Source organism: Vibrio sp. H11 (assembly GCF_004804295.1).
Taxonomy (GTDB): domain Bacteria; phylum Pseudomonadota; class Gammaproteobacteria; order Enterobacterales; family Vibrionaceae; genus Vibrio; species Vibrio ostreae.
Genome location: NZ_SSHN01000025.1, coordinates 1 through 7124 on the forward strand (window position 1 = coordinate 1; position 7124 = coordinate 7124).

A 7124-nucleotide genomic window follows, 5' to 3' on the forward strand; every position below is an offset into this window, starting at 1 on the left:
CAGGGTGTGTAAGCGTTGTGAGGCGTTGAGCTAACCTGTACTAATTGCCCGTGAGGCTTAACCATACAACACCCAAGGGGTTTTGATTGGACTCAATGACCAGTACATTGAATGTGTAATGAGAACATAAACAGCTTTCCGAATTTTTTGTCTTCACTTTTTTAGAAAAAGTGAAAATCAAAACAAAATTTTGCTTGGCGACCATAGCGTTTTGGACCCACCTGACTCCATTCCGAACTCAGAAGTGAAACGAAACAGCGTCGATGGTAGTGTGGGGCCTCCCCATGTGAGAGTAGAACATCGCCAGGCTTTAATATCGTTTTCAGAACTCTCTTTGTTGAGAGAAGATCCTGGAAACACAGCTAAATATCCAGCGTCGTAAGTGTAAGACTCGATTTTTAGTGACAATTTGCGGAGAGATGGCTGAGTGGTTGAAAGCACCGGTCTTGAAAACCGGCGTACGTTAATAGCGTACCTAGGGTTCAAATCCCTATCTCTCCGCCACTATTAAAAAACCCGCTGAGCAATCAGCGGGTTTTTTGCGTTTATAGGATCAAGGCCTAGAATTATAGACCCTAGACCCTAGACCCTAGACCCTAGACCCTAGACCCCAGAGTTTAATCAACAATACTGCGTTTGGCCGATACCACTCGCCATAGCGCTCTGACCAGCGGATCATCCAGCTGCGAGCGTTTGCAGCACACCCCAAGTTTAAATGGCTTAATCGGTGAGAAAGAGAGGCGTTGTACTTTTTCCCGCACCGGACTGTTATTGATCACCACATCGGGAGCGATGCCCACCCCGCAACCCAGCGCGACCATGCTGACAATCGCCTCATGACCGGCAATCTGAGCGTAGATGTTAGGTTTGATCTTCATACGCTTAAACCAGCTGTTGGCTCGGTCGCGCGCCGTGCCGACTTCAGGCACGATAAACGGCACCTGAGACCAGTCCGGATGTTCTTTCTGTACCTCTTCGACAAAACTGCTGATCCCTATCGGTGCAATCACTGACAACGGCAATTCACTGATGGTGGTGAATTCCACCCGGGATGGCAGATGCTCCGGCATTGCGGAAATCGCAATATCCGCTTCATCATTCAGTATTTTATCGATCGCCTGGGCCGGATCTCCGGTCAACAGTTTAAATTCAATCGACGGATGTTTAAGCCGGAACGCGTTGAGTAGCTCCGGTAAATGGCTGTAGCTGGCTGTCACTGAGCAAAACAGGCGGATTTCACCTTTCAGCTCGGCTTCCTGCTCATTGAGCAAGGTGTGGAACTGGCGCCATTCACTGGTGATGCGCATGGCGACCGGCAGTAGCTTGCTGCCGGCCGGAGTAAGCTCGACACTGCGGTTATCACGCACGAACAGAGGATGACCGACCTCATCTTCCAGTTTCTGAATCTGGCGGCTCAGTGCCGACGGACTGACATGCATCGCGGTCGCGGTTTTGCTGAAATTCATACTGTCGCAAAGATGGAGAAACAGTTGTAAGGTTTTAATGTTCATAAGCGGACCCATGTTGCATTAATTGCAATAACTAATTGTGAATATATCACTTTGAGCAACTGAATGTCTGTTTTAGTATGAATTCATTCGGTGCACAGCCACCGACCTGATGGAACAAATTAAAGGAGAGCACCCTCATGGCGAACTATTTCAATACCCTGAACCTGCGTGAGCAACTGGACCAACTAGGCCGCTGCCGTTTTATGGCACGTGAAGAATTTGCAACTGAAGCAGATTACCTGAAAGGCAAAAAAGTGGTCATCGTAGGTTGTGGTGCTCAAGGTCTGAACCAAGGCCTGAACATGCGTGATTCTGGTCTGGACGTATCTTACGCACTGCGCCAGGCAGCGATTGACGAGAAGCGTCAGTCTTACAAAAACGCCAAAGACAATGGTTTTGTGGTAGGCAGCTATGAAGACCTGATTCCACAAGCTGATCTGGTTGTGAACCTGACTCCGGATAAACAGCACTCAAACGTTGTTGAAACAGTAATGCCTCTGATGAAACAGGGTGCCGCTCTGGGTTACTCACACGGCTTCAACATTGTTGAAGAAGGCATGCAAATCCGTAAAGACCTGACCGTAGTGATGGTTGCCCCTAAGTGTCCAGGTACTGAAGTACGTGAAGAATACAAGCGCGGTTTCGGTGTTCCTACTCTGATTGCGGTACACCCGGAGAACGATCCTCAAGGTGACGGTCTGGAAATCGCAAAAGCATGGGCAGCAGCCACTGGCGGTCACCGTGCAGGTTGCCTTGAGTCTTCATTCGTTGCTGAAGTGAAATCTGACCTGATGGGCGAGCAGACTATCCTGTGTGGTATGCTGCAAGCGGGCTCTATCGTATGTTACGAGAAGATGATTGCTGACGGTATCGATGCGGGTTACGCCGGTAAACTGCTGCAGTTCGGCTGGGAAACAGTGACGGAAGCACTGAAATTCGGTGGCATCACGCACATGATGGATCGTCTGTCTAACCCGGCGAAAATTAAAGCGTTTGAACTTTCTGAAGAGCTGAAAGATCTGATGCGTCCACTGTACAACAAGCACATGGATGACATCATCTCTGGCCACTTCTCAAGCACCATGATGGCTGACTGGGCGAACGACGACGTGAACCTGCTGGGCTGGCGTGCAGAGACTGCAGAAACTGCCTTTGAGAACTACCCAGAGTCAGATGTGAAGATTGCAGAGCAAGAGTACTTCGACAACGGTATCCTGATGATCGCTATGGTTCGCGCCGGGGTTGAGCTGGCATTCGAAGCCATGACAGCGTCAGGCATCATCGATGAGTCGGCTTACTATGAATCACTGCACGAACTGCCACTGATCGCCAACACTATCGCACGTAAGCGTCTGTACGAAATGAACGTGGTTATCTCTGACACTGCAGAATACGGTAACTACCTGTTCGCAAACGTAGCGACTCCGCTACTGCGCGAGAAATTCATGCCTAAAGTAGGTACTGACGTAATTGGTAAAGGCCTGGGCGAAACATCTAACCAGGTTGATAACGCGACTCTGATTGAAGTGAACAGCATCATCCGTAACCACCCGGTTGAGTTCATCGGTGAAGAGCTGCGTGGCTACATGAAAGACATGAAGCGCATCGCGGTAGGTGACTAATTAAGTCGGCTTAAAAAGCAGAATAAAAGCAAACACAACACAACATAAAAACAAAAAGGGCTTAGTCACAAGACTAAGCCCTTTATAATTTGTGCTGACCGGTGTTGCCAGCCAGTCCGGGCCGTCCGGAACACGCTATTATTTGTCAGCCAGTTTGGCTTCCAGCTCAGCCAGCTTCTGTTCCATTTCTGTCAGTTTCTGACGTGTGCGCAGCAGCACCTGGGTCTGCACGTCGAATTCTTCACGGCTGACCACATCCAGCTTGTTGAGCTGGCCCTGAATCACCTGGCGCACTTTCTGCTCGACATCGGTACCCAGGTCTTTGACCGGCTGCGGCATGGATTCGTGAATCTGTTTCGCGATTTGCTCAAGTTTCTTTGGATCAAACATTGGTTATTCACTCCTGTATTTATGTCTTTCATTCTATGCAATTCAGTGTCGAAAGTCGTTAATTGCGATGACAAAAAAGCGCGAAAGCATACTTTTGTCACTCAGATCAAAGGAGTACGGTATCAGACACGCTGCTGCGGCACCCAGACCTTGCTCGATGCCGTGTGCGCTGCTTAAGATCAGGCGCTGACCTGCAGGATGATTTTTAGCGCTGGGATGGTATCGGAGTGGAAAGTGTCCGCTTGCGGCATTATCATGAGCGCCTTCAATACGCAGATCAGAGAGCACTATGAAGCTGAACCCAAGACAAGATGAAGCCGTGAAATACGTATCTGGCCCCTGCCTGGTACTGGCGGGTGCAGGCTCGGGCAAAACCCGGGTGATCACCAATAAAATTGCCTATTTGGTTCAGCAGTGTGGGTACAAAGCGCGGAATATCGCGGCGGTGACCTTTACCAATAAAGCCGCGCGTGAAATGAAAGAACGTGTCGGCCAGACTTTGGGTAAAGCCGAGTCCCGTGGTCTGATGGTATCGACCTTCCATACCCTGGGGCTGAATATTATTCGTCGTGAGTACAAGCAGCTGGGTCTCAAAGCCGGCTTTTCTCTGTTTGATGACCAGGACCAGCTCGCCTTGCTGAAAGAGCTGACCGAAAAGCAGCTCGACGGCGATAAAGATCTATTGCGTCAGTTGATGAGCACCATCTCAAACTGGAAAAACGACATGTTGTCGCCGGATCAGGCCAAAGCACAGGCGCAGGGCGAGCAACAGCAGCTGTTTGCCTTCTGCTACGAGATGTACCACACCCAGATGAGAGCCTATAACGCGCTTGACTTTGATGATCTGATCCTGCTGCCAGTCCTTTTGTTACGTGGCCAGCAAGAGGTGCGACAGCGTTGGCAGAACAGGATTCGTTACCTGCTGGTCGATGAATATCAGGACACCAACTCAAGCCAGTATGAGCTGGTGAAATTGCTGGTTGGTGAACGCGGCCGTCTGACGGTGGTCGGTGACGATGACCAGTCGATCTACTCCTGGCGTGGCGCCAAACCACAAAACCTGGTGCTGCTGGGGCAGGATTTTCCCAACCTGCGCCTGATTAAGCTGGAGCAGAACTATCGTTCGACCAGTCGTATTCTGCGTGCGGCCAACATTTTGATTGCCAATAACCCGCACGTGTACGAGAAATCGCTGTTTTCCGAGATCCCGGATGGTGAAAAACTCAAAGTGATCATGGCCAAGAATGATGACCATGAAGCCGAAAGGGTGACCGCGGAAATCGTGGCGCATAAATTCCTCAATCGCACTCATTATCGTGATTATGCGATTCTGTATCGTGGTAACCATCAGTCTCGTCTGATTGAAAAATCCCTAATGCAGAACCGGGTGCCGTACAAAATTTCCGGGGGGACGTCATTTTTTGCCCGCGCGGAAATCAAAGACATCATGGCCTACCTGCGCGTGCTGGTGAACCCGGACGACGACAATGCGTTTCTGCGTATCGTTAACACACCGAAACGGGAAATCGGCCCGGCGACCATGGAGAAGCTGGGCAGTTACGCCAATATGCGTGGTAAGAGCCTGTTTGAGTCCAGTTTTGAACTCGGGCTGGAACAGCATCTGTCCGGGCGCGGCCTGGACAACCTGCGCCGTTTTACCCAGTGGCTGGTTGCGATTTCCGATAATGCCGAGCGCGGCAACACCGTAGAGGCTGTGCGCTCTCTGGTACGCGATATTCACTATGAAGACTGGTTGTATGAAACCTCATCCAGTGCGAAAGCGGCCGAGATGCGGATGAAGAACGTCTCTGAGCTCTATTCCTGGATTGTCTCTGACCTAGAGGGAGATAATTATGATCAGGAAGAGAAAACCCTCAAAGAGGTGGTGCAGCGCCTGACGCTACGTGACATGATGGAGCGTGGTGAAGATGAGGACGACAGTGATGCGGTGCAGCTGATGACGTTGCACGCTTCTAAAGGTCTCGAGTTTCCCTACGTATACATGCTTGGTACGGAAGAGGGCATTCTGCCGCACCAGACCAGTATTGATGAAGACAATGTCGAAGAAGAGCGGCGTCTGATGTATGTGGGGATTACCCGTGCCCAGCGTGAAATGACCTTTGTGATGTGTAAAGAGCGCCGACAGTATGGTGAGCTGCTCAAGCCGACCCAGAGCCGTTTTCTCGATGAACTGCCTTACGATGATGTCGAATGGGAAGTAAAGAAGAAGCCGCTATCACAGGAAGAGCGAATGGTTAAAGGTCAGGCGCATATCGCCAATCTGAAGGCGATGTTTAAAAAATAGCATGCGTGCTTGTCTGCCTTTGACGGCAGAGAGGAAAAAGGCTTGGTTGATCCAAGCCTTTCTTCTTTTATCCAAACCTTTCTTGCTTTAGCAACGCTTTGATTAAATTATCCAAGCTGTCACTGCATTGCGGGCTGATCACAGGCCTTCTATCATATGCTCAATCGCGGCCATGATTTCATCGTCTGAACAGTCCATACAAGTACCACGTGGTGGCATCATATTCAGACCGTTAATGGCGTGCTGCTGCAGGACATCTTTACCCTGGGCAATGCGCGGAGCCCAATCAGCGGCATTACCGATTTTGGGTGCGCCACTGACTCCGGATGCGTGACAAGCGATACAAAATGTGCCGTAAACAGAGGCGCCATCACGCGGGCCGGTTGGTTCTGCAGCGACCGGTTCACTGCCTGCCAGATACACATTACCCACAGGTTTGATGCGTTCTGCAATGGCATCAGCATCGGCGGAACTGGTTGCGAAGGAGGCGGTAGAAAAGGTTAGTGCAGCGAACAATACGCTTAAGACTGATCGAGACATATCCATTTAACTCACTTTACATTCCAAAGGTAAGTGCTGCTTACCCAATTATTATTTAGCGTAGGGTGACTTATCGGCCGGACTGGCTGTTAAATCAATGTAAACTGTGGGTGATTATAGATCGATAACATGGTGCAATAAACAACAAGTTGCGATCTTCAGGGGGTGAGTCACATCCTTGAAATAGCGTTAATTTGCCTTATCTGATGAAAAAGACGCCAACCGAACAAAAAAAGTTGAAAAAGTACTAGACGGCCCATGGGGATCTACGTATTATTCCCATCCGCCGATAGGGCATGCGCCCGTAGCTCAGCTGGATAGAGCGTTGGCCTCCGGAGCCAAAGGTCGAAGGTTCGAATCCTTTCGGGCGCGCCAATTCCCGGAAGCAATATCGGTAAAAATTTAGTGGTGGCTATAGCTCAGTTGGTAGAGTCCCGGATTGTGATTCCGGTTGTCGCGGGTTCGAATCCCGTTAGCCACCCCATTCGTCGGTGAATAGCGCAGTTTGGTAGCGCATCTGGTTTGGGACCAGAGGGTCGGGGGTTCGAATCCCTCTTCACCGACCACTTATTTAAGTGTCAGGCGTAAAGCGTGAGACTGAGATAACGGCAGATAAGCGGTTATCACAAAATTCAGCGGTGGCTATAGCTCAGTTGGTAGAGTCCCGGATTGTGATTCCGGTTGTCGCGGGTTCGAATCCCGTTAGCCACCCCATTTGTCGGTGAATAGCGCAGTTTGGTAGCGCATCTGGTTTGG

5 protein-coding genes, 5 tRNA genes and 1 rRNA gene are annotated in these 7124 nt (G+C 50.2%); 8 read left to right on the forward strand and 3 right to left on the reverse strand.

Annotated elements, in window-relative coordinates:
- Positions 1-193: 193 nt before the first annotated feature.
- Positions 194-309: ribosomal RNA gene (gene rrf, locus E6C74_RS20795) — 5S ribosomal RNA — on the forward strand.
- A gap of 104 nt (positions 310-413) precedes the next feature.
- Positions 414-504: transfer RNA gene (locus tag E6C74_RS20800), tRNA-Ser, on the forward strand.
- Positions 505-617: 113 nt separating this feature from the next.
- Here the strand turns inward: E6C74_RS20800 and ilvY are convergent.
- Positions 618-1511: an HTH-type transcriptional activator IlvY gene (gene ilvY / locus E6C74_RS20805; RefSeq protein ID WP_136487953.1), complete on the reverse strand. Its 894-nt coding sequence runs from the start codon at positions 1509-1511 to the stop codon at positions 618-620.
- Positions 1512-1648: 137 nt separating this feature from the next.
- On the opposite strand from ilvY, the gene ilvC reads away from it, so the two are divergent.
- Complete coding sequence (gene ilvC, locus E6C74_RS20810) at positions 1649-3133, forward strand: ketol-acid reductoisomerase (RefSeq protein ID WP_136487954.1); 1485 nt, start codon at positions 1649-1651, stop codon at positions 3131-3133.
- 138 nt (positions 3134-3271) lie between these two features.
- On the opposite strand, the gene E6C74_RS20815 is transcribed toward ilvC, so the two are convergent.
- Complete coding sequence (locus E6C74_RS20815; protein WP_136487955.1) at positions 3272-3523, reverse strand: accessory factor UbiK family protein; 252 nt, start codon at positions 3521-3523, stop codon at positions 3272-3274.
- A 289-nt stretch (positions 3524-3812) separates the two neighbouring features.
- On the opposite strand from E6C74_RS20815, the gene rep reads away from it, so the two are divergent.
- Positions 3813-5828 carry a DNA helicase Rep gene (rep, locus tag E6C74_RS20820; RefSeq protein WP_136487956.1) on the forward strand — a complete coding sequence of 672 codons (2016 nt, stop codon included), beginning with the start codon at positions 3813-3815 and terminating at the stop codon, positions 5826-5828.
- Positions 5829-5966: 138 nt separating this feature from the next.
- On the opposite strand, the gene E6C74_RS20825 is transcribed toward rep, so the two are convergent.
- Positions 5967-6374, reverse strand: a complete 408-nt coding sequence (locus E6C74_RS20825; RefSeq protein ID WP_136487957.1) for a cytochrome c5 family protein — start codon at positions 6372-6374, stop codon at positions 5967-5969.
- 292 nt (positions 6375-6666) lie between these two features.
- Between E6C74_RS20825 and E6C74_RS20830 the strand changes: the two genes are divergently transcribed.
- The 4 genes from E6C74_RS20830 (at position 6667) to E6C74_RS20845 (ending at position 7082) form a co-directional block, all read left to right on the forward strand.
- Positions 6667-6743, forward strand: a tRNA-Arg gene (locus E6C74_RS20830).
- A 33-nt stretch (positions 6744-6776) separates the two neighbouring features.
- Positions 6777-6852: transfer RNA gene (locus E6C74_RS20835), tRNA-His, on the forward strand.
- 5 nt (positions 6853-6857) lie between these two features.
- Positions 6858-6934, forward strand: a tRNA-Pro gene (locus E6C74_RS20840).
- 72 nt (positions 6935-7006) lie between these two features.
- A tRNA-His gene (locus tag E6C74_RS20845) sits at positions 7007-7082 on the forward strand.
- The last annotated feature ends 42 nt before the right edge of the window (positions 7083-7124 follow it).

Excerpts from the sequence above, each read along its gene's own strand:
- rep (WP_136487956.1), top strand. The coding sequence starts at position 3,813 with ATGAAGCTGAACCCAAGACAAGATGAAGCCGTGAAATACGTATCTGGC.
- ilvC (WP_136487954.1), top strand. The coding sequence starts at position 1,649 with ATGGCGAACTATTTCAATACCCTGAACCTGCGTGAGCAACTGGACCAA.
- E6C74_RS20815 (WP_136487955.1), bottom strand. The coding sequence starts at position 3,523 with ATGTTTGATCCAAAGAAACTTGAGCAAATCGCGAAACAGATTCACGAA.
- E6C74_RS20825 (WP_136487957.1), bottom strand. The coding sequence starts at position 6,374 with ATGGATATGTCTCGATCAGTCTTAAGCGTATTGTTCGCTGCACTAACC.
- ilvY (WP_136487953.1), bottom strand. The coding sequence starts at position 1,511 with ATGAACATTAAAACCTTACAACTGTTTCTCCATCTTTGCGACAGTATG.